Origin of the sequence: Bdellovibrio svalbardensis (assembly GCF_029531655.1) — a bacterium.
In the GTDB taxonomy this organism is placed as follows: Bacteria; Bdellovibrionota; Bdellovibrionia; order Bdellovibrionales; family Bdellovibrionaceae; genus Bdellovibrio; species Bdellovibrio svalbardensis.
On record NZ_JANRMI010000004.1, the window covers coordinates 524,741 to 546,311 of the forward strand.

18 protein-coding genes are annotated in these 21,571 nt (G+C 46.2%); 8 read left to right on the forward strand and 10 right to left on the reverse strand.

Features of this window, described 5'->3' with window-relative positions:
• Positions 1–69: 69 nt before the first annotated feature.
• Genes NWE73_RS15375 through NWE73_RS15390 form a run of 4 tightly spaced genes read right to left on the reverse strand, consistent with a single transcriptional unit; the run spans position 70 to position 2,139 of the window.
• Entirely contained in the window at positions 70–876 is an 807-nt protein-coding gene (locus tag NWE73_RS15375; RefSeq protein WP_277579233.1) for a sulfite exporter TauE/SafE family protein, read from the reverse strand.
• A 52-nt stretch (positions 877–928) separates the two neighbouring features.
• On the reverse strand, positions 929–1,399 hold the full coding sequence (locus tag NWE73_RS15380; RefSeq protein WP_277579234.1) for a DUF6691 family protein: 471 nt from the start codon (positions 1,397–1,399) through the stop codon (positions 929–931).
• 3 nt (positions 1,400–1,402) lie between these two features.
• On the reverse strand, positions 1,403–1,822 hold the full coding sequence (locus tag NWE73_RS15385; RefSeq protein ID WP_277579235.1) for a YeeE/YedE family protein: 420 nt from the start codon (positions 1,820–1,822) through the stop codon (positions 1,403–1,405).
• Between the two features lie 2 nt (positions 1,823–1,824).
• A complete protein-coding gene (locus NWE73_RS15390; protein WP_277579236.1) occupies positions 1,825–2,139 on the reverse strand; it encodes a rhodanese-like domain-containing protein in 315 nt (104 codons plus the stop codon).
• A gap of 188 nt (positions 2,140–2,327) precedes the next feature.
• Between NWE73_RS15390 and NWE73_RS15395 the strand changes: the two genes are divergently transcribed.
• On the forward strand, positions 2,328–3,191 hold the full coding sequence (locus NWE73_RS15395) for an MBL fold metallo-hydrolase (protein WP_277579237.1): 864 nt from the start codon (positions 2,328–2,330) through the stop codon (positions 3,189–3,191).
• On the opposite strand, the gene NWE73_RS15400 is transcribed toward NWE73_RS15395, so the two are convergent.
• The 5 genes from NWE73_RS15400 to NWE73_RS15420 form a co-directional block, all read right to left on the reverse strand.
• The gene (locus NWE73_RS15400) at positions 3,174–3,770 is read right to left on the reverse strand and encodes a Crp/Fnr family transcriptional regulator (protein WP_277579238.1); all 597 of its coding nucleotides are present in this window, start codon (positions 3,768–3,770) and stop codon (positions 3,174–3,176) included. The genes NWE73_RS15395 and NWE73_RS15400 overlap by 18 nt on opposite strands.
• A gap of 109 nt (positions 3,771–3,879) precedes the next feature.
• Positions 3,880–5,793, reverse strand: coding sequence for a molecular chaperone DnaK (gene dnaK, locus NWE73_RS15405; protein ID WP_277579239.1), 1,914 nt, complete (start codon positions 5,791–5,793; stop codon positions 3,880–3,882).
• A gap of 365 nt (positions 5,794–6,158) precedes the next feature.
• Positions 6,159–7,271: a molecular chaperone DnaJ gene (dnaJ, locus tag NWE73_RS15410; RefSeq protein WP_277579240.1), complete on the reverse strand. Its 1,113-nt coding sequence runs from the start codon at positions 7,269–7,271 to the stop codon at positions 6,159–6,161.
• A 96-nt stretch (positions 7,272–7,367) separates the two neighbouring features.
• The gene (locus NWE73_RS15415; protein ID WP_277579241.1) at positions 7,368–8,069 is read right to left on the reverse strand and encodes a tetratricopeptide repeat protein; all 702 of its coding nucleotides are present in this window, start codon (positions 8,067–8,069) and stop codon (positions 7,368–7,370) included.
• On the reverse strand, positions 8,056–8,661 hold the full coding sequence (locus tag NWE73_RS15420) for a type IV pilin protein (RefSeq protein ID WP_277579242.1): 606 nt from the start codon (positions 8,659–8,661) through the stop codon (positions 8,056–8,058). The genes NWE73_RS15415 and NWE73_RS15420 overlap by 14 nt, the downstream gene beginning before the upstream one ends.
• 262 nt (positions 8,662–8,923) lie before the next feature.
• Here NWE73_RS15420 and clpS point away from each other — a divergent pair, with 262 nt between their 5' ends.
• The 5 genes from clpS to NWE73_RS15445 all read left to right on the forward strand — a co-directional run bounded on the left by clpS (position 8,924) and on the right by NWE73_RS15445 (position 16,651).
• Positions 8,924–9,268 (forward strand): ATP-dependent Clp protease adapter ClpS, encoded by a 345-nt coding sequence (gene clpS, locus NWE73_RS15425; protein ID WP_277579243.1) that lies wholly within the window; start codon positions 8,924–8,926, stop codon positions 9,266–9,268.
• On the forward strand, positions 9,265–11,607 hold the full coding sequence (clpA, locus tag NWE73_RS15430) for an ATP-dependent Clp protease ATP-binding subunit ClpA (RefSeq protein WP_277579244.1): 2,343 nt from the start codon (positions 9,265–9,267) through the stop codon (positions 11,605–11,607). The genes clpS and clpA overlap by 4 nt, the downstream gene beginning before the upstream one ends.
• 72 nt (positions 11,608–11,679) lie before the next feature.
• Positions 11,680–12,576 (forward strand): protease HtpX, encoded by an 897-nt coding sequence (gene htpX, locus NWE73_RS15435; protein WP_277579245.1) that lies wholly within the window; start codon positions 11,680–11,682, stop codon positions 12,574–12,576.
• Between the two features lie 160 nt (positions 12,577–12,736).
• Positions 12,737–14,902, forward strand: a complete 2,166-nt coding sequence (locus tag NWE73_RS15440; RefSeq protein WP_277579246.1) for a lytic transglycosylase domain-containing protein — start codon at positions 12,737–12,739, stop codon at positions 14,900–14,902.
• Positions 14,903–15,274: 372 nt separating this feature from the next.
• Entirely contained in the window at positions 15,275–16,651 is a 1,377-nt protein-coding gene (locus tag NWE73_RS15445; RefSeq protein WP_277579247.1) for a S8 family peptidase, read from the forward strand.
• Between the two features lie 144 nt (positions 16,652–16,795).
• Here the strand turns inward: NWE73_RS15445 and NWE73_RS15450 are convergent, their stop codons facing one another.
• Positions 16,796–17,590, reverse strand: a complete 795-nt coding sequence (locus NWE73_RS15450) for a hypothetical protein (RefSeq protein ID WP_277579248.1) — start codon at positions 17,588–17,590, stop codon at positions 16,796–16,798.
• 39 nt (positions 17,591–17,629) lie between these two features.
• Between NWE73_RS15450 and lnt the strand changes: the two genes are divergently transcribed.
• Together lnt and NWE73_RS15460 are read left to right on the forward strand one after the other, a co-directional pair.
• Complete coding sequence (gene lnt / locus NWE73_RS15455; protein ID WP_277579249.1) at positions 17,630–19,252, forward strand: apolipoprotein N-acyltransferase; 1,623 nt, start codon at positions 17,630–17,632, stop codon at positions 19,250–19,252.
• Positions 19,230–21,560, forward strand: a complete 2,331-nt coding sequence (locus tag NWE73_RS15460; RefSeq protein WP_277579250.1) for an endonuclease MutS2 — start codon at positions 19,230–19,232, stop codon at positions 21,558–21,560. Before lnt ends, NWE73_RS15460 begins: the two co-directional genes overlap by 23 nt.
• The last annotated feature ends 11 nt before the right edge of the window (positions 21,561–21,571 follow it).

Consider the following 21,571-nt stretch of genomic DNA (forward strand, 5'->3'; position numbering starts at 1 on the left):
CCTCGAACTTCTATTCTAGAAGAGGACTTCCAAATGTCAAATACGAGAGTCTTTGCGGTCTGCCATATATTATAGCTTAGAGAGCTGCTGCATAAAGATTAGGGCTCCGACAATCAGAACAAAATATCCAAATGCAGGTTTTAATTTTTGCTCCGAAGTTTTTTGTCCCCAAACCAAGCCCGCGAAAATCCCGACGACGGAAATTGCAGCCAACTTGAGTAAGAATAAGTAGTCAATGGCAACTCCACCGATGGCATCACCGGTAAAACCCAATAAGGAGTTCAAAGCTATCACACCCAAAGAAGTTCCTACCGCCAAAGCCATAGGCAATCGATTCATGACAACCAAGGCCGGTACAATTAGAAAACCTCCCCCTGCTCCGACAAAACCTGTCACTCCTCCAACCAAAACTGCTTTCGTCAATGAAACCGGCAAGGAGGACTTTTGTTCAAGCTTGTTCCCTTTGTGGCGAATCATCGAGATCGAAGCCAAGAGCATCACGACCGCAAAACTTGTCATGATCAAAACATTCTTATCGACTTCAAATTCGAACACCAAAAACTTCGCCGGAATGCTCGGCAAGATCAAACGTCGCACGGCGAGCAATCCTGCCAAGGAAGGAATCCCGAAACCAAACAGCGCTTTCCAACTGACTCGGTTGACATGGGCCGCTCTGGCAAATCCGACAAGACTTGTTAAGCCGACGATAAACAATGAATAAGTTGTAGCCAGGGATGCGGGAACATAAAACAGATACACCAACAGTGGGACAGCTAAGATGGAGCCTCCTCCACCAAGAACACCAAGCGAGACGCCAATCAAAAGCGCGCCAAAGTACCCAGCAATGAAACTGCCATATTGATGGAGGATTTCCATAACTTCACCTTTTTCCTAACTACTAGTAATTCAAGTTTTATTGAGTGCTATTTCACAGCGGTTTTAGCTGTGACCTTCTGACTGCAGCTTTAGCTGCAACTTTCTGATAGAGGCGTTGCAAAACCATTCCCGCCACCAAAAAGATCACAAACAAAATCGCACTTGGTGCCCCCGCTCCCAAAGAAGCCAAGCCCGGCCCAGGACAGAATCCTCCCAACGCCCAACCAAAACCAAAAAGCGCGCTGCCGACAATCAAGGGTTTGGTGATTTCACGAGATTGCGGAACATGGAATTTCATATCAAACAAAGGACTCTTACGACCGCGAATCAAACGATAAGCCAAAGCATGTACCGGAATCGCACCGATCATCACAAACATCAGTGATGGATCCCAGTCTTTGGTGAGCTGAAGGAAGCCAATGACTTTTTGAGGCTGAGTCATACCAGAGATCCCAAGTCCGATCGCAAATAAAAGTCCAACCACGAACGCTGCTAAAATTTGAAAATGTTTTTGTTGTTTCATAGATTATCCCAAAATCGCTTTCAATAAAGTTGCAGAAGCCATTCCGACCAGCATAAACACCAATGTTGCCACTAACGATCGAGGCGAAAATCTGGCAATGCCGCACACCCCGTGACCGCTGGTACAACCACTTCCCAGAACTGTCCCAAAACCCACAATCAAACCGGCCACGGCAATCATGACGGAAGGACGGCCCGTGGTGTTTTCAAAAAACTCTGGATGTAATTGTCCAAGAATAAAACCGCCCCCTAGCAAGCCTCCGACAAAGGCTGCTCGCCAGGCATAATCCCCTTTTACAAAGCTCAAAAGACCGTTGGTGATGCCACTAATTCCCGTGACACGTCCGTTTAAAACCAACATCAAAGAGGCGGCGAGCCCAATCAAAGCCCCGCCGAATAAAGCCATTAAAATACTGTGCAACATACTTACTCCTTCACCACAGGTAGATTTAAATTATTCCATTGAATCATGCCTCCAAGCATATTGCTTGTCTGCCGAAATCCCATTTCTTCACTCAGCAAAGTCGTTTGCCCCGAGCGAGCCCCACTTCGACATACAAAAACAACAGACTCATCGCGATTCAAAGTATTCAAAAAATTTATTAAGTCGGGTCCGAGAGTGACTAGCTCTGCGTTCTCAATATGCCCCAACTCCCCCTTGAACTCTTCGGGAGTGCGGACATCAATGATTCGCACTTTATTGCGCTGCTCATGAACCTCTTGGCAGGTGATTTCACGCATAAACTTTCTCCTTCACTGGAAACCATCCTACAGCTATTCTAAAGTTGGCAATTATGCTCACGGACATAATTGAGGTGCCGGATCTTGATTTATAGTTGTTTTATGGCTGATCTATTGTTTTGGTTTTAGCTGTATTCGATTTAAATCCGAGCTTTAATTGAGCTTTAAAAATTGTTAGGAGTCTCATTATGAGCATTAAAATTCAGCACTTTTTCGACCCAGCAACATCAACTCTGACCTATGTCGTTCACGACCCTCAAACTCGAGACTCTGTTGTTATTGACCCTGTTTGGGACTATGAACCTGCGTCTGGAAAGCTCAGCACAAAGTCGATGGAGCCAGTGCTTCACTACCTGAAAGAGAACAATCTTTCTCCAAAGTGGGTTTTAGAAACACATGCTCACGCCGACCATTTGTCGAGCTCACAGCTTTTTAAAAACTTCTTCCCGGATATCAAAGTGGCCATCGGTGAGCGCATCACTGAAGTGCAAAAGACTTTTAAGACCATCTTAAATTTGGATCCAGAGTTCGACACCTCTGGAAAAGCTTTTGATCTTCTATTGAAGGAAGGACAAATTTTTGAGGTGGGCTCTTTAAAGTTCAAGGTATTGTTCACGCCAGGCCATACGCCGGCTTGTGCTTCTTACCTCATTGAAGACGCTTTGTTTTCAGGGGACGCTATTTTTATGCCAGACTCCGGCACCGGTCGCTGTGACTTCCCTGCTGGCAGTGCGGAAACTCTTTATGAGTCTATCACAAAAAACATTTACACTTTGCCTGACAACATTCGTATTTTCGTGGGACATGACTATCAGCCTGAAGGCCGAAGTTTGAAGTTTGAAACGACTGTGAAAGAAGAAAAAGAGCAGAATATTCAGCTGAAGGCGACGACAACAAAAAGTGAATATATTGAGTTCCGCAAGCGTCGTGATGCGACCTTAGCTGCACCTAAGCTTCTTTTCCCGAGCATTCAAGTCAACATCAACGCGGGTCACCTGCCGCCCCCAGAAGCCAACGGGGTGAGCTATTTGAAGTCACCCCTGCGACAATAGACTTTCCCGGTCCAGTATAATAATATCACGGCCTTGTTGTTCAATAAGGCCGTCATCCACGAACTTCGCCAATGTGCGAATCACCGTCGCCACTGTTGTCCCACAAAAGTCAGCAATCTCCTGTCGTGTCCATGAATGAGTTGGATGAAGCTCTTTAAAGTAAATAATCGCTTCAGCAATGCGTGCCGAGACGTCTTTTTCAGTTAAGACAACCTGCTTCGCTTCAGCCACGCGAAGTTCTTTGGCGAGATTCTGCAAAAGATTTTCGGCAAGGTCACAATTGCCCTTCATACGCTCGCGAAGCTGCGCTTTGGACATCACCAATACTTCCACATCATCTAAAGCCGTCGCCGAAGCATGATATCTTTCTTGAGCAAACAAACTGCGATGCCCGAAAATCTGCCCTGCCTTAAAAAGACGCACGAGATGATCTTTGCCAGACTCGCTCCACACAACCAAGCCCACCAAGCCTTTGTCCAAAAAATAAATATTCTCAGGCTCATCGCCCATTTTATAAATGACATCATGACGCTTGTATTGAACTCGTCGAGCTTCGCTAAAAATCTCTCTCAATTCCACAGCCCTCACTCCACGTACGCCGTACCTTTTTGCGATGCTCGGCATCGCAAAAAGGTACGGCGTACCCTAAAAAAAAAGCCCGGGTTGCCCCGGGCTTTTGGTTTTACTCTTAGTTAACGTCTTTGTAGTCAGCGTCGATAACATCGTCGCCGCCTTTGTTTTCAGAAGCCTTTGGAGCCTCTTCGCCTTGAGCCTGCTGGCCTTCAGCTCCTGGTTGCGCGCCTTGCTTTTTGTAAAGCTCAGAGCTCAATTTGTGAGTAAGGTTTTGCAATCTCTCAAAAGCACCCTTCATGTCATCAGCGCTTGCTGATTTGTTTTCAAGGATCTTTTTCGCTTCATCAACAGCTTCAGTTGCCGCTTTCACTTCAGATTCAGGAAGTTGAGATCCTGAGTCCTTGACCAATTTCTCTGTTTGGTAAACGAGATTGTCCAGGTTGTTTCTTTGTGTAGCTGCTTCTGCTTTACGTTTATCTTCGTCAGCGTGGCCTTCAGCATCGCGAACTGCCTTTTTGATTTCCTCTTCAGACAAACCACTTTGTGCCGTGATTTTGATGTTCTGAGATTTACCAGAAGACATATCTTTCGCAGATACGTGCAAGATACCATTGGCGTCGATATCGAAAGTCACTTCAACTTGAGGAACTCCGCGAGGCGCTGGAGGCAAACCTACCAACTCAAAGCGTCCCAAAGTTCTGTTGTCTGTCGCCATCTTACGCTCACCTTGAAGAACATGGATGTCTACGGCTGGTTGATTGTCTGCTGCAGTCGAGAACACTTGTGATTTCTTAGTAGGAATCGCAGTGTTTCTTTCGATAAGCGGAGTCATCACACCACCCAAAGTTTCGATACCCAAAGACAATGGAGTTACGTCTAGCAACAACACGTCTTTAACGTCTCCGGCCAAGACACCACCTTGTACAGCGGCACCTACTGCAACCACTTCGTCAGGGTTTACAGTGCGGTTTGGTTCTTTACCAAAGAAGTCTTTAACTGCTTTTTGGATCGCAGGAATACGAGTCGAACCACCGACCAAGATCACTTCGTCGATATCCGCTGGTTTCAAGCCCGCATCAGCCAAAGCTTTACGGCAAGGCTCCATAGAGCGTTTTACCAAGTCTTCAGTCATCTGATCAAATTTAGCTCTTGTAAGCTTAGTTTGAAGATGTTTCGGACCTGATTGGTCTGCCGTGATGAACGGCAAGTTGATTTCAGTTTCTTGTGCAGAAGAAAGTTCGATTTTTGCTTTCTCTGCCGCTTCTTTCAAACGTTGCAAAGCCATTTTATCGTTTTTCAAATCGATAGCTTGGTCTTTTTTGAACTCCGTGATCAACCACTCAAGGATGATCGTATCGAAGTTGTCACCACCCAAGTGAGTGTCACCGTTTGTTGCGCGAACTTCAACGACACCGTCGCCCACTTCAAGAACTGATACGTCGAACGTACCACCACCGAAGTCGTAGATCGCAATTTTTTCTTCTTTTTTCTTATCCAAACCGTATGCAAGAGCTGCTGCAGTTGGCTCATTGATAATACGTTTAATATCAAGACCCGCGATACGACCGGCATCTTTCGTCGCCTGTCTTTGCGCATCGTTGAAATAAGCTGGAACAGTCACAACAGCTTCTGTTACCGGCTCGCCCAAATAGTCTTCAGCAACTTTTTTAAGTTTTGCCAAAACTGCCGCACCAATTTCTTCTGGAGAAGCGGTTTTACCTTGAACCTTGAAAGCACAGTCATTGCCTTTAGCAACTACAGTGTAAGGAACAAGTTTGATTTCTTCTTGAACTTCTTCAAATTTACGACCGATGAAACGTTTTGCAGAGTAGATTGTGTTCTCTGGATTCGTCACCGCTTGACGTTTAGCGATTTGACCAACAAGACGATCACCGTCTTTTGTGTACGCAACAACGGATGGAGTGGTACGCGCGCCTTCTTCGTTCACAAGCACTTTCGGCTCTCCGCCTTCCATGATCGAAACGCAAGAGTTTGTCGTTCCTAAGTCGATACCAATAATTTTACCCATACGTGAACTCCTTCAATTTATATCTATATTAAGACACTTTAAATGTGGGGCCTGCCGCCGTTTCGTCAAGGTCAGGGCCTCACTTTTTTCTCAGAACCAACAGCTGCCTTACTTAAACCAAAAGATGACAGCTTTTTAATAAACAATATCAATATGTTACAGGGTTTTAACTAGTGTTGGAGGGCAGCTTAAGACATTATCTTGCTTCGCTCCTCTCTTAAAAACTAAGCGCCCAAAAGGCGCTTAATAATTAGTCCCTCTACGGCCCCGGTCGCAACCCTTCATGCACCGGGGTCTTTTTTTTTAGCCTTACTCCGACAGAGTCGGAGTGTAGACCAGCCCGACAGAGTCGGAGTGTAAGTCAGCTACTTTTTACGGAATATTCCGCCCTCACCCTTCACATCCAGACCGCGAGCCTTCGCGATTTCACGCAAAAGCTTTTCCTCGTCCTTATGAAGTTTGTCTGGGAACTGCACATTCACTAAGAAGTAGATATCGCCGCGACGGCTGCCTTTCAAAGACGGCAAACCCTCACCCGCAAGTTTCACTTTGTCACCAGGCTGAGAGCCTTTTGGAATTTCCACTTTGGCTTTGCCAGTAACAGTTGGAACTTCGATTTCAGCGCCCAAAAGCATTTGCACATAAGGAACTGAAAGCTCCGCAAAGAGATCTTCATTGCGACGTTCAAAATTATTGTGCGGCTTCACGCGAATTTCCACATAGAGATCGCCCGGAGGTCCCCCCATGTAACCACCCTCGCCTTCAGTCGCCACACGCAAACGAGTGCCTGTATCGACTCCAGGAGGAATATTTAAGCGGATTTTTTTATGCTGAGCTTTACGGCCTTTGCCTTTGCACGACTTGCACGGATGTTTAACAACAGTGCCTTTGCCATGACAGGTTGGGCAAGTTGAAGCCATCGCAAAGAAACCTTGTGAGCGAACCACCTGGCCCGAGCCATTACACATTGGGCAAGTTTCAGGATGATGACCTTTTTCTGCGCCACTGCCTTTGCATTCACCGCAAGATTCATCGGTATCAAATTCAATTTCTTTTTCCATACCAGAGATCACGTCTTTCAACGAAACCTCTGTCACATAGCGAAGGTCAGAACCACGACGTGGTCCGTTTTGAGAACGACTTTGACGGGCACCACCGCCTCCGCCACCAAAGAAGTCACCGAAGATATCACCAAAGTGAGAGAATATATCGTCCACATCTTGGAAGCCTTGATGACCGCCTCCGCGTCCACCGCTAAATGCCTGATGACCGAAACGATCATACTGAGCACGCTTTTGTGGATCACTCAGGATCTCGTAAGCCCCTGCAGCCTCTTTGAATTTTTCTTCTGATTCTTTATCTCCCGGGTTCTTATCCGGATGAAATTGCATCGCCAGCTTGCGGTAAGCTTTTTTAATAACATCTGCTTCAGCGTCGCGGGCCACGCCTAAAATCTCGTAGTAATCTCTTTGTGCCATAGCATGACAAAATATGGTGACGATAAAGCTCCCGTCAAGGGCTACGGGCTTTCTTTTCGCGAGGTTTGCCTAGATTTATGGCAATTAGCTTTTGCGTTACTGTTTACTGGAGACTTTCGATGCCTTCATCGAGTCAATTTTGTCCTGAAGGCGTTTAATCAGAGTTTCATCTTGGTTTGTGTCCTTCATTTCCTGAAGGAGATTTTGCGCCAAGTCCAACTCGCCGGAGTCAGAATACAAACGTCCCGCCAAAGTGAAAACCCATGGTGGTGCACCGTTTTGACCGGCTTGAATAAGAAGCTCCGCTGCGCGTTTTTTATCTTTTACTTCGTAGAGGTAGTGGTAAGCCGCGCGGTAACTGATTGTCCAATCATGAGGCAACATTTGAACGCCTCTTTCAAAAATCTTTGTCGCCCCCTCGAGATCCCCAACCAGCACCGTTAATGAAATGCCTCCAGCGGCATAGGCAATCCGAAAATGCGGAGCCAACTTTGTGGTCACATCAAGCATTTGAAACATCCAAGAATTGTTCCGGCATTGACCTTCAACAATCTTCTCGTCGCAATAATCAAAGTCCTGTAGAATTCGAATCCAGAAAACATCCGCTACAACTTCACTGTAGCCAAAACTAAATCGCTCAATTTGAGGTGGAGGCAATATCAAATGCTTTTCTTCGAATTTAACGCCAGGTCTAAGCAGGCTTGACAATACGACGAGTAAAAATGCAAAGATCCCAAGCTGAAAGCTTGAGATCTTTATTTTCAGAGTAGCGCAATGATCAGAATTATCTAATGCCATCCTGAGTGTTTCTTACAACTTTATTACTATCAATAGTCCAAAAGTCATCTACGCCCGCATTTGTTGAAATTCTCGCACCAGCACCAGCTTGAAATATGTTTGCACCAGTTACGCAAGTAGCCCCCACACCGCCAGCACCAGCACACATAGCATCTGCAATCGCTGGAGGCGCAGCATTCGTAGCACCATTAACCATTTTACAGCCTACAGTACCCGCACCCATTACCGCAGCCCCCCCCAAGCAATAAGCTGAAGCTGAAACAAATGTAACCGAAGGAATCGTACTGTACCCATTAGCGATACCGGCCTGCGTACCTACCCCAGAGAACCCAACATTATAGCGTAGATTACCTTCTGGAATATATCCAACCGCACCAAAACGACTGTCATAAACATTATACTCAGCAAAAAATGCTTTTTCCGAAGTATAAAGTGTTGATAGGTTTGTTTTAGCTTCGGTTTGGCGGGCCTTCGCAATGTATCTATTGATCGAAGGAATTGCGATCGACGCTAGTACACCAATGATCGCTACTACGACCATCAATTCTACTAGTGAGAAACCGCGTTGAGACGCGCGAGATGATTGGTTCATTTAAAGACCTCCATATGTCTTAAAAAATCGTTCAATTGTTTAACAACATTAGTGTGTCAAAACTGCCTAGCAAAATCAATACACCGTCTCAGATACGAGACTAGAAACTTTTAAATGTTTACATAATAATGTCCCCTAGCGTTTCAAAGGAACAGGCCGGAGCAACACCAGATTCACAGACCAAGTTCCAGCTTTTCCCTTCAAGCTAGACTTGCAATCTCGTAAATCGTGATCAAATTGAGTCATGGAGTAGAATAAAGACATGGGAAATAGCAACGACAACAACAATAGTAACTACCCTTTCTCCAACACGGAAGGCGACTCAGCTGTACAATCTGTCCCAAAACTGGACACTCCAAAGATGTACAAGGTGATTTTGCTCAATGACGACTACACGCCCATGGATTTCGTGGTTCTTGTATTGCGTCGATTTTTTGCGAAAACAGAAGAGCAAGCCACGCAAATAATGTTAGATGTACATAAGAAGGGTGCCGGAGTTGCTGGAGTCTTTAGTCTAGAGATAGCAGAGATGAAAGTAATGCAAGTGAACCAATTCGCGCAGCTCAACCAGAACCCGCTTAAGAGCACACTGGAGGAGGAACCATGATGAGTCGAGAACTTGAACGAAAACTTGGTGAAGCGACGGAACTTGCAAAACGCCATCGTCATGAGTTCGTAACTCTGGAGCACATTCTTTTAGTGCTTTCCGAGTCCCCGATCATGGTGGAAATCCTTGAAGCCTGCGCCGTCAACGTGCAGAAGCTTCGTCAGGATTTGCGTGATCATTTGAAAGTGGGAATCCCGCAAATTACGGATGATCAGTTGTCATCCTATGGCGGCTTCGACACGTGGAATCCTGAGTTCACACTGGCTTGTCACCGCCTGATTCAACGTGCAGCAATTCAAATGAAAAGCGCTGGACGCAATCAGATCAGCGAAGGCAGTTTGTTGGTTTCTTTATTCTATGAGCAGGACTCTCACGCGACATTTGCACTGGCGCGCCAGGGACTTACTCAATTCGATATTATTAATTATATCTCGCACGGAATTACCAAAGACGGAAAAGAACATGACGTTCCACCCGCTTCATCTCGCCAAGACTATCAGCAACCACAGCAAAATGGTCAGGACAGTTATGAAGAAGGACGCGGCTCCCCTCTTGAAAGTTTCTGTGTGAATTTAAACGAACGCGCTCGTCAGGGCAAATTAGACCCTCTGATTGGCCGAGAAGATGTTTTGGCAAGAACAGTTCAAGTTCTTTGCCGACGCACGAAGAACAATCCTTTGCTCATCGGTGAACCGGGTGTTGGTAAGACCGCCATCGCGGAAGGACTGGCGCAAAGAATTGTATCTGGGGATGTGCCAGAGAAACTAAAAAACGCGGTGATCTATTCTTTGGATCTTGGCGGTTTGCTGGCAGGAACAAAATTCCGCGGTGACTTCGAGGGCCGTCTTAAAGCGGTCGTAAAAGAAATCGCTAAACGTCCGAATACAATTTTATTTATTGATGAAATTCACACGATTGTTGGTGCGGGTGCTACCAGCGGCGGCTCGATGGATGCTTCTAACTTATTGAAGCCGGCCCTCGCAAGCGGAGAAATCAGCTGCATTGGCTCAACAACTCATACTGAGTATCGTCAGTATTTCGAAAAAGATCGCGCACTGAATCGTCGCTTCCAAAAAATCGACGTCAATGAACCTTCTAATGAAGATTGCGTTAAAATTCTTCAAGGACTGCGCAAGTCTTATGAAGAATTCCATAAAGTTAAATTCACTGATGAGGCCCTCAAATCAGCAGTGGAACTTTCGCAAAAGCATATTCACGGAAAACTTTTGCCCGACAAAGCCATCGACGTTTTGGACGAGGCCGGAGCCCACTTCCGCTTGAAAAATGAAGCCGCGGAAGACATTAAAATTGATATCCCTGAAATTGAGGAAGTCATTGCCAAAATGACCGGCCTCCCAGTGGCAAGTATTTCTTCTACAGAAAAATCTCAACTTAAAGATTTGGACAAAAAACTCAAAGCCCTTATCTTTGGTCAAGATGAAGCTATTGACCGTCTGGTTAACAGCATTAAATTCTCACGCAGCGGACTGGGTCGACCTGAAAAACCTATTGGCAGCTTCCTTTTCACCGGCCCCACTGGCGTCGGCAAAACCGAAGTGTGTCGCCAACTCGCGACGATCATGGGTGTTCACTTTGAACGCTTTGATATGAGTGAGTACATGGAGAAACATGCCGTTTCAAGATTGGTCGGAGCGCCTCCGGGCTATGTGGGCCATGAAGAAGGCGGTTTGCTGACAGAAGCTGTGACGAAACACCCTTACTGCGTGCTACTTCTTGATGAGATTGAAAAGGCTCATCCCGATATCACGAATATTTTATTGCAGGTTATGGATGCGGGTCGCTTGACTGACAGCAATGGTCGCGTGGCCGTCTTTAAAAATGCGGTCATTGTGATGACTTCAAATGCGGGAGCAATGGAAACATCCCGTGGATCCATCAGTATGGTTGAAGAAAATCGCAGCTCGCTATCAATGGATGCGATCAAGAAAGCATTTGCTCCTGAGTTCATCAATCGCTTGGATGCGGTGGTGTCATTTAAAGATCTCAGTGAGGACATGGTTTTGAAAATCACTCAGAAATTCGTGAACGAGTTGAAGATGACTTTGCTCACGAAAAAAGTAGAGCTGAATGCAACTCCTGATGTGATCAAATGGCTGATGAAAAAGGGCTATGACAAAGTTTATGGCGCACGTCCCCTTGCTAGATGTGTGGATGAACACTTGAAAAAAGCTCTTGTAGATGAACTTTTGTTCGGACGACTTGTCGACGGTGGACGTGTCAATGTGGAACTCGAAAAAGATGTTTTGAAGTTCCATTTTAGCACCACTTCCAACGGCGGAACTGGACAAAAGAATCAGAAGCAACCAGTCACGACATAGCTACGACCGCTCCGGGTATTGACAATTCCTAAAGAGGCATCACAATTAGGGTGTCTCTTAAAGGAGTGATCTATGGCATTTTTTAAACGTATCGGTTTGTTCGTCCTCACAAACGTTCTTGTGATGGTAACAATTGGTATAGTGTGGTCTATCGTAAGCCATTTCTTGGGTCTTGCGGGTCTTAACTCTTACATTCCGTTCCTCATGGCATTCTGTCTTGTATGGGGTATGGGCGGCGCCTTCATTTCTTTGCTGATGTCCAAGTGGATGACAAAGATGTTCCATGGCGTGCAAATTATTGATCCACAAAATCAAAACCCAGAATTGCGTTCTCTTGTTAACACAGTTCATGAACTCGCTCGTCGCGCGAAGCTTCCTAAGATGCCTGAAGTCGGTATCTATGAATCTCCGGACGTGAATGCATTTGCCACAGGTCCTTCAAAAGGAAACGCCCTCGTTGCGGTTTCTACGGGTCTATTGCAAAGAATGTCTAAAGATGAAGTCGAAGGCGTTCTGGGCCATGAAGTGGCGCATATTGCGAATGGCGACATGGTTACTATGACTTTGATCCAAGGTATCGTGAATGCCTTCGCTATGTTCTTCTCTCGTATCTTGGCGGGCCTTGTGGCTTCCAATGTCGACGAGAAATTCCGCGAAATCGTGCGCTTTGCCGTAACGATCTTAGGCGACATTGCTTTCACAATGCTGGGATCTATCGTCGTGAACTACTACTCTCGCAAGCGTGAGTTTAGAGCTGACATCGGTGGCGCTAAGTTTGCGTCTCGCGAGAAAATGATTGCGGCTTTGAGAAAATTGCAAGCGGCTTACGAATTGCCAATTCCGGCAGATGATACGGCAACTGGCACATTGAAGATTTCAAACCGCGACAAAGGCGGCTTGGCTGGACTTTTCATGACCCATCCCCGCCTTGAAGATCGTATCGATGCTTTGCAACGTGCAAGAATCTAGCCTTGCAACGTGCAAGAATCTAAGAGTTAGATCTTAGGTCATTATCAGTTTTTATACAAAACGCGCATCCTGAACAGATGCGCGTTTTTTTATTTTAAAGATTACAAAAAAACTAACCGTCAAGGTTGTCCTTACCCCTTTGAGAGCGTAAGCTTTCTTCATGCCACGAATTATCATTGCCCTGTCTTTTATTTCAGTACTTATGGGATGCACGACCACTTCGCGCATCGACACCCGCATTGAGAAACATCTCAACCCGCCTTTGCCAAGTTTTCTTGCAAAGTGGAAGAATGCAACTCCTGCGCAATTGGAAAAACTTGCAGTCGGTTCAAACGAGAATAATATTTTTTGGTGGAAGACCTACACACTCAGTCTTGTGAAAAAAACTTCTACTCCAGCTGAGTCCTGCACTGGCTTCAAAACACTTTCGGAAATTCAAGAATTTCCACTACATGATCTTGCGTTACTTCGTGCCTATGAAGTTTGCCCTAACAACGAAAAGCTTAATCCACTTCCTCAAGCTGTGACTCCTTGGTACCGCAATCTTTACGCGGACATCAAATTGAAAGAGTCTTTAGAAACTCCCGATCTAAAAGATGATTTGGATGCTTATCTTGAAAAAGCCAAGCTTGAATCCAATAAGAAAAACAAAGAAGACTATCTTTTGAAGTCGCTGCTGTTGGCGCAAAAGTTAGAGCTAAAAGATGAAACGGAACAAGTTCAAACGCAACTTTATAGAAACTCCCCGCGCCTAAATCCCGCTCCGACGTTTAAGGATCTCAGCGCTGTTGCGATGGACTATCGATTCCATCGCGATTTCGATAAAGCTCTTGGAACTTACAAAAAAATCATCGCAAGCAAAGAAGCGACAACAGATGACAAGTTTCAGGCCTTCAAAAATATTCGCATGACTTATAAGGTGGCACAACGCCGTCAAGAATATATCAACGCGTCGTCAGATTTAGTGAATTGGTCAAAAAAGCAATTCAAGGCCAATAAAAAAGACAAACGTGTGATCGCAAGATTTCACGACACCCAGGTTCTTTTTGCTCGTACACTTTGGACTGAGGATCAAAGCACTCAAGCCATGAAGGTACTTAACGAAACACATAAGCTTCTGCGCGGCTTGTACCCTATGGATGAGGTCTATTTCATCATGGGTCGCATGGAAGAGGAAAAAGGCAACTTCGCAAAGGCCCTTGAATATCTGGAGGCCAGCTACGAACAACCTGTCAGCATGGCCGGCTTGCGCGACAAGATCGTTTGGTTAAAGTCCTGGAACTACTACAAGCTTGAGAAATGGGCAGAAGCTCGCAAAAGCCTCGAGCAAATGAAAGAAGTTACCAAAGAGCCTTCTGATATGGCCAAGGCTCGCTTCTGGTTGTCGCGCACTTTAAACAAGCTCAACGACCGCCCTGCTGCCACTTCCGAGCTTGAGATGCTCTCAAAAGAAGACCCTCTTGGTTATTATGGTATGCTGGCTTACCGCGAATTGGACCGCGAATTCCCTGCGGTTAAAAATGATACTGATGAGACGATGAATTTGAGCCTTTTGGGCGTCAATGAACTGGATCCACAACTTCGTCAAAATATTGAGTGGTTGATCGCAGTGAATGAAAAGCCTTTTGCGGAAAAAGCTTTAAATCAAGCTGCCGACGAACTTAAGAAAAACAATGTCACTTCCGAATCCACTTGGTTGACGATGTCTTCAGGCTTCGCTCGAGCGGGTTTGTATCTACCCTTGTTCTCAACTATCGGCGCCTTACAACCTGAAGTGAAAGATCAATTGCAAAAAGATCACCCAGATCTCCTCTTCCCTCAACCCTATCGTGATGTGGTTGACAAGGCTTCGCAAAAAAGTGGCACACCCCGTGAGTTCATTTACTCTATCATTCGCCAGGAGTCCGCATTCAACCCTGAGGCACGCAGTCCAGCGGATGCTTTTGGTTTGATGCAATTGTTACCAAGCGTGGCGAAGCAACTCGCTGTACAAAACAAGCTTGAATACAAAGAGGCCAATGACTTGTTTAAGCCTGAAATCAATATTCCCTTGGGTGCTTTTGAATTGAAGACTTTAATGAAAAAGTACAACAATCAGTACATCCTGGCGGTCTCTGGCTACAACGCGAACGACAGCGCCATTCGTGGGTGGTTGAAGACGCGCTTCCGTCCGGACTCTGTGGAGTTCATCGAGGAAGTTCCTTACGAGGAAACACGCGCTTACATCAAACTGACCATGCGCAATTATGTTTTCTATCAGCGCCTCCTGAGCCCTGGAACGAACATCAAGTTCCCTGAGGAATTGTTAAAACTGAATCGACCGTAAAGCAAAATAGAAAGCTTTACTATTACCCACAATTCTGACGAGTTGTGGGTTTTCCTTTTAAGGATCTCGCGTTACTTTTTGCCGCCAAAAAAATAGATGACGGCCTCCTTTACAACTGAAGAAGCAATGCAACACCGGCGCCGAAAGTAAACTTACTGCTGGCAGAAGAAATCACTCTCGCTCATTGCGGCACAGTCTAGTCCAGAGCCTTGCTTTGCGAGTCCTTCAATCATGAAAACAAGGTTAGCAACGACTTGATTGTCTCACTTTGAAACACGGAAAGACTTTAAAAATGCTTCATCACTGCTTCATCTCTCTTCATCTCAGTGTGAATCTGCCGATAAGTCCTACTAGTGAAAGGGGAACAATTTCATGTTTTCTCGCAAATTGTGGATTGCATCTGGCTGTACAGCATTAGTCTTCTTCGGAGGCCTTGGCTATTATGTCTATCAATCAGAAATGTCCCCTGCTCGCACACAAAGTTCCAAAAAAGACAGCAATCGTCTTTTCGAAAACTCTTTCATCACCTCACAAACTGACAAGGTCGAAGACGAGCCCAGCGCTTTGTTCAATGACCCTGCTATCAGTCAAGCTTGGGGCCTGAAGAAATCCGACGCTGCTCGCGCCTGGTCGATCACCAAAGGCAGCAAAGAAATTCTTGTCGCTATTATTGATACCGGTATTGATGTTAATCACGAAGATTTGGCGGACAACCTTTGGAAAAATCCTGGCGAAACCGGCAAAGATGCGCAAGGTCGCGACAAGGCCAGCAATGGCGTGGATGACGACAACAACGGCTTTATCGATGACGTCCATGGTTGGAACTTTGTTTCTAACAATCCCAAGCTTGACGACAATCACGGTCACGGAACTCATATTGCCGGCATCGTGGGTGCCGAAGCCGGTAACGGCAAAGGCATCATCGGGATCTCTCCGCAAGTCAGTTTGATGATTCTTAAATACTACGATCCAAAAGTTCCAAGTGCTGACAATCTTAAAAACACCGTAGCCTCTATTAAGTATGCGGTGAAAATGGGCGCAAACATCATCAATTACTCTGGTGGTGGCACTGAGTTCTCTCAAGAGGAACACGATGCTGTTGCTGAAGCTGAAAAAAAGGGAATCCTTTTTGTCGCCGCTGCGGGCAACGAACGCTCCAATTCAGATCAGCATCACTACTACCCTGCTGACTACAAGCTCAGAAACATTATCTCTGTGACAGCGATTGATCCTGCGACTCAAGTTCTGTCTTCTTCAAACTATGGCGTAGATACCGTGGATATCGCGGCTCCGGGACAAAATATTCTTTCATGTCTTCCCAACAACTCATATGGATACATGACAGGCACTTCGCAAGCGACAGCCTTTGTAACCGGTGCTGCGGCTTTGGTGATGGCTCACAAACAAAATTTCCAGGCTGAAGAAGTAAAAAGATACATTCTTTCAACAGGTGATGCTCAAACGCAGTTGGCTTCAAAAACCAAGTCATCTCGTCAGTTGAATCTTTTCAAAGCTTTGGCAATTCTGGATCAGGGCGTTTCCGCTACAGGTGTGGTGGCTGTGAACACACAGAACATCAAGCGCTTCACTGCAGACCCTAACGATAAGAATTCGAAGCTGACAGCAGAAGATGGCGTCGATCAAACCGCCTCTGACATGAGTCACTTCGGCCGTTCACTGATCGATGCCATGGGTTCAAAAATAAAACCGAGCAAAGTCGGCACCAAACAAGACGGCGAAGGTTTTTAAAAATTCACCACGCAAAGCTGGCTTGGTCAAAAAGGTTCACATGCAAGGCGGAGGGTTTTATTCGTAACGGAAGCGTAGCAGCGCTACGCTGGAGAGAAGGATAAGACCCGACAACGCAGTCAGGTGGGCCTTTTTCACCAAGCCCTAGTCTAAGAAGTCGGAAAGAGAGATCTTTCCGCGTATCATGACGATCAAACCAGATGTCATGCAAGTGAGAGCCACCCCGACACCAATCAGATTGCGGTGGCCTAAACTCAACATCCCCCAAAGAATCAGCAGAGCACTCAAACCGTAAGGTCCCCAGTACATATACTTCTGCCATTTAGGACGAGAGAGATCTTTTTCGGATTTAACATACGAATTCTGTGACAGACCCACCATCATCAAACCATTGATTTTGGCAATCATCTGATCACAAAGGACATCCCCACCCTGCGCAGTTTTGATCTCTTCGTACTTCATAATCGCGAAGCGCAAAGCATCGAGTTCATGGCAGCTGCGGATGAATTCGTCGTGAAGATCTTCATTTTCGAAGTTCTCGAGAAGATTCTTCCACTTACGCACCAAGCTGGGCTGAGCACGCAAAGTTGGATCCTGAGGCAGCCCCTCGAGGCGCTCAAAAATCACGTGGCAAGAATAACACTCCGAAGATTTACGGCCGTTCAAAGCACCACATTTCGGGCAAGATTTCATGTCGGCATGGGCCGTTTGCTCCTGAATCGCCTCTTGTTGCTGAGCGGCAAAAGCCTTCTCTGCGGGAGTTTGAATCAAAAAAGCCAGAATTTGCTGAGTTCCGAGAGCATGCTCTTCGGGAGAGTACTCAAAACCGAATCGACTGTCGCATGAGATGCACTGAAATACAGGCACTTCATTGAGAATTTCTTCACTCTCAACTTCGTACAACTTAGCGCATGATGGGCATCGAACTTTCAATTTCACGTAGACTCACTCACTCTTTGTGTTACTAATACCATGATGATGAAATGGATACAATTTTTCAAGCATAAAGCCTACGATTTTCTTCGACTCAATTTTTCTCCTTACGCGCTTCTCTCTGGAATTCTCGTCGGTACCAGTTACATTCCGTTTCCACCTTGGGCTTTGATCTTCTGCTACGCTCCCCTTTGGATATCTGTCACGAACGAAAAAACTTCTGTGAAGAAAGCGTTCTGGGCCGGATGGCTGACTCAGTTCACTCTGACTTTGATTGGATTTCATTGGATTGGCTACACTGCTCATGAGTTTGGCCAACTCCCTTGGGCCATTTCAATTGTCGCTTTGCTGCTTTTTTGTGCGCTTATGCACCTGTACGTCCCTGCAGCAACGGCACTTGCTGTCTGGCTAAAAAATAAACTATCACTTTCGGTAACGGCCACTTTATTTACGATCGCCCTGCTGCATACTCTGCTTGAACGCATTTGGCCCGTTATTTTTGAATGGCATTTGGGTTACACGCTCTTGTGGGCAAAAATCCCCGCTTATCACTTTGCTGATCTGATTGGATTCCAAGGTCTGTCATCCCTCGTGCTTATCTTTAACGCATGGGTTGCTTATATCTGGCTACAACAAAGTCACCTCAAGAAAGCGCTCAGCCACTTGGCGGCCTTGGTCGCTCTTTGTATCTTGCTCATTCTGGGTGGATCTTTGCACAACAAAAACTGGAACCACTTCGATGGAAAAGTAAACGCCACGATCATCCAAGCCAACATTGGCAACTTGGAAAAAGTTTACGCGGAACAAGGACGCGGCTACCAAGAGAACATCACTCGCCGCTTTACAAAGCTGTCAAAAGAAGCCTTCTTGAAGTTCCCCAACACCGATATCTTTATCTGGCCCGAAACGGCCTTCCCCGACTACCTCGATCAACATCTTTTGGGACGCAAGCACACAAATATTTTAGCTGAAGAGATGGGCCCCATGGGCCGCCCCCTCATTACTGGTGCTTACTCCAAGGACGCAAAGACTGATATCAAGTTGGATCAATCAACTTATAACGCCCTTTTCCTTGTCGACGCTCAAGGAAACAATCTTGATAAGCCCTATCGCAAAACAGAGTTGTTGGCTTTTGGTGAATATCTGCCATTGAGCGAAAGATTCCCATTCTTGCTTAAACTCCTTCCATTTGTTTCAAATTTTGGACGAGGACATGGCCCCGATGTTATGGCTTGGCAATTCAATGGCGACACCATTCACTGGGGTGGTCAGGTTTGTTATGAAGGTTTGTATCCAGCCTTCACTCGCGGTCTTGAAGAAAAAGGCGCTGATATTTTGGTGAATGTTACAAATGATTCTTGGTTCGGAGCCCCTTCTGAACCACGCCAGCATCTTTACATGACCTTGGCTCGCGCCATCGAAGTGCGTCGCCCTTTGATTCGTTCAACGAACACAGGAATCAGCACCGCCATCTTGGCAAATGGTGACGTTCAACAAAAATCACCTCTCCATGAGGAATGGTCTGGTGAGTTCGTGATAAAGTATTTAAAAAATGCCCCTTCCACTTTTTATGTGACTACGGGCCATTGGGATTGGGCTCTTCTTTCACTCATCCTGCTTGCGATTTTAATTACAGGAGTTTTCAATGCAAGATCTCGTCGTACTTGATTGGATCGAAATTTTAGAGAAAATTAAGTCTCACGCAACGAGCGATGCCGGCCGCGAGGCAGTCATGGGAATCAAACCTCACCGCTCCGAAACCGAGGCTTATGCTAGCTTCCATGAGATTGCTCATGCGACTGAAGTGCTCAACCAAGGTGTCCGACCTTATATGAGCAGCTTGGATCTCTATTCCACTTGGATTTTACGTCTCAAGAAAAACGCGGTCCTTAAGACTTTGGAAATCAAAGACGTGCGCAGCTTCTGTCTTGAAGCCTTGGCGCTGAAGGAAGCTTTGCATGAAGTGCAAAACGAATGGGCGCAAACTATTTCTAAAAGCTTGATGGATGCCGAGGAACCCGTTTCCGCCATCGATCAAATCATCACTGGTGGCGGCGAGATTCGCTCAGATGCCAGTGAAACTTTGTATCGCTTGTTCAAAGAAAAAGAACGCCTGGCCCGGGAAGTTCAACAATCCATGGATCGCCTGGTTAAAGCGCATCAAATGGAAAATGTCATTCAAGACAAATACGTCACAACTCGTGACGGGCGCTGGGTGATTCCAGTGCGTTCTGGAATGCAATCGCATCTTCCAGGCGTGATCCACGGATCTTCTCAGTCAAAACAGACTGTCTTCGTTGAACCACAAGCAGTTATCCCAAACAACAATCGTTTGCGCCAAATTGAAGTTGAAATCGAAGACGAAATTGAAAGACTTTTAACGGAACTTTCAAAATATCTTTCATCAAAATCCACAGACATTGAAAGCACTCGTCTTTTAATGGAAGAGTGTGACGTGCGCTTCGCCCAGGCTCAGTTCGCCAATCAGGTAAACGCTCAACCGATCGAGTTTTCAACTGACAGCATGGAGCTGATCGAAGTTCGCCATCCTTTGTTGCAATTGGCAGGAAAAAAAGTCGTTTCGAACACCGTGCTCTTGGACGGTCATAAAAGCATTCTTCTTCTCAGCGGTCCCAATGCCGGTGGTAAAACCGTTTTGCTAAAGTCGATTGGACTTGCCGCCCAGATGGCGCGCTGTGGACTTCCGATTTGCGCAAGTGAAACTTCCAAGATTCCTTTCTTTAAAGACATCCTTATCGGCATCGGCGATGCCCAAAGTGTGGATGAGGAACTCAGTACCTTCGCAGCACATCTAAAAATCCTGGGCAAAGCGGCTTCAGTCAAAGGGCATCAGAACCTAATCTTGATTGACGAAATCTGCGGCTCGACGGACCCCGAAGAAGGCAGCGCCCTTGCAAGAAGCTTCATTGAAACATTTTCGACCAATGACATCTTTGGCGTAATCACTTCTCACTTAGGACCATTGAAGTCGGGCTGGGAAGATGACAGCCGCGTCTTGAATGGCAGCCTTGAGTACGATCCCAAAACAGGCCGCCCGACTTATCAGTTTATCGCTGGTATTCCTGGCGACTCTTTGGCAATTCAAACGGCGAAACGTGTTGGCGTTGCTCAAAGCATCGTCCAAAGAGCCATGGACATCCTGGCTCCTGCGACTCGCGCCCGACTGGAAGGACTTGAGCAAATCGAACGCCTGAAAGCCGACATCTCTGTGTTGCAGGATAATCTGCGCAAAGAAACTAAGAAAGCGGTCGAAACAAAAAAGAAATACGAAGGCCTGCTCGAACAGTTCAATAAAGACAAAGATGAGTGGTTGCAGCGAACTTTGAAAAAAGCCGAGCGCAAAGTCGAAGAGGCCATTGCACAAGCTAAGGTCACAGAAACTTTCAAACGCCACACGGCCCTTCAGGAGATTAAGTATAATCTTCCGGAAATCGTAAAAGCCAAGCCGATCACTCAGCCGGGAGCTCCGGAGACGGCGCAGGAGTTTGCAAAGAAATTCCCGCCAGGTTCAAAAGTTTTTGTACAAACCTTGAACCAAGACGGCATCGTACAATCCACGCCGAACAGCAAAGGCGAAGTGATGATCTTGTCTGGCTCGATCCGTCTGCAACTGCATTGGCAGGATCTGCGACCTCCTGGAAAACCGCAAAACCCGACGTCGCAATTGGTGCGCCAAAGCTCCAACGTCACCGTTGCATTAGCGGATGAAGATCGAACTCTCGATCTGCGCGGGAAAACCGTCGAAGATGCCCTGTCTGATTTGGAAGTGGCATTGGATAAAGCCTCAACGGCTCGAGAAGATCGTATGAAGATCATTCATGGGCATGGAACCGAGGCTTTGAAAAAAGCGGTGCGCACTTATTTATCTAGATCGATGTATGTAAAGAAATGGAAAGCAGGATCTCCGGAGGGTGGTGGCGATGGCATCACCTGGGTCGAGCTCGGCGAACTCTAAGGCGGATTTTT

Bases quoted from the DNA above. Each gene is read 5' to 3' on its own strand.
- NWE73_RS15390 (WP_277579236.1), bottom strand. From the start codon at position 2,139: ATGCGTGAAATCACCTGCCAAGAGGTTCATGAGCAGCGCAATAAAGTG.
- NWE73_RS15385 (WP_277579235.1), bottom strand. From the start codon at position 1,822: ATGTTGCACAGTATTTTAATGGCTTTATTCGGCGGGGCTTTGATTGGG.
- NWE73_RS15445 (WP_277579247.1), top strand. From the start codon at position 15,275: ATGTTTTCTCGCAAATTGTGGATTGCATCTGGCTGTACAGCATTAGTC.
- NWE73_RS15420 (WP_277579242.1), bottom strand. From the start codon at position 8,661: ATGAACCAATCATCTCGCGCGTCTCAACGCGGTTTCTCACTAGTAGAA.
- NWE73_RS15440 (WP_277579246.1), top strand. From the start codon at position 12,737: ATGCCACGAATTATCATTGCCCTGTCTTTTATTTCAGTACTTATGGGA.
- htpX (WP_277579245.1), top strand. From the start codon at position 11,680: ATGGCATTTTTTAAACGTATCGGTTTGTTCGTCCTCACAAACGTTCTT.
- NWE73_RS15415 (WP_277579241.1), bottom strand. From the start codon at position 8,069: ATGGCATTAGATAATTCTGATCATTGCGCTACTCTGAAAATAAAGATC.
- NWE73_RS15460 (WP_277579250.1), top strand. From the start codon at position 19,230: ATGCAAGATCTCGTCGTACTTGATTGGATCGAAATTTTAGAGAAAATT.
- lnt (WP_277579249.1), top strand. From the start codon at position 17,630: ATGAAATGGATACAATTTTTCAAGCATAAAGCCTACGATTTTCTTCGA.
- clpA (WP_277579244.1), top strand. From the start codon at position 9,265: ATGATGAGTCGAGAACTTGAACGAAAACTTGGTGAAGCGACGGAACTT.
- NWE73_RS15395 (WP_277579237.1), top strand. From the start codon at position 2,328: ATGAGCATTAAAATTCAGCACTTTTTCGACCCAGCAACATCAACTCTG.
- NWE73_RS15375 (WP_277579233.1), bottom strand. From the start codon at position 876: ATGGAAATCCTCCATCAATATGGCAGTTTCATTGCTGGGTACTTTGGC.
- dnaJ (WP_277579240.1), bottom strand. From the start codon at position 7,271: ATGGCACAAAGAGATTACTACGAGATTTTAGGCGTGGCCCGCGACGCT.
- NWE73_RS15380 (WP_277579234.1), bottom strand. From the start codon at position 1,399: ATGAAACAACAAAAACATTTTCAAATTTTAGCAGCGTTCGTGGTTGGA.
- clpS (WP_277579243.1), top strand. From the start codon at position 8,924: ATGGGAAATAGCAACGACAACAACAATAGTAACTACCCTTTCTCCAAC.
- dnaK (WP_277579239.1), bottom strand. From the start codon at position 5,793: ATGGGTAAAATTATTGGTATCGACTTAGGAACGACAAACTCTTGCGTT.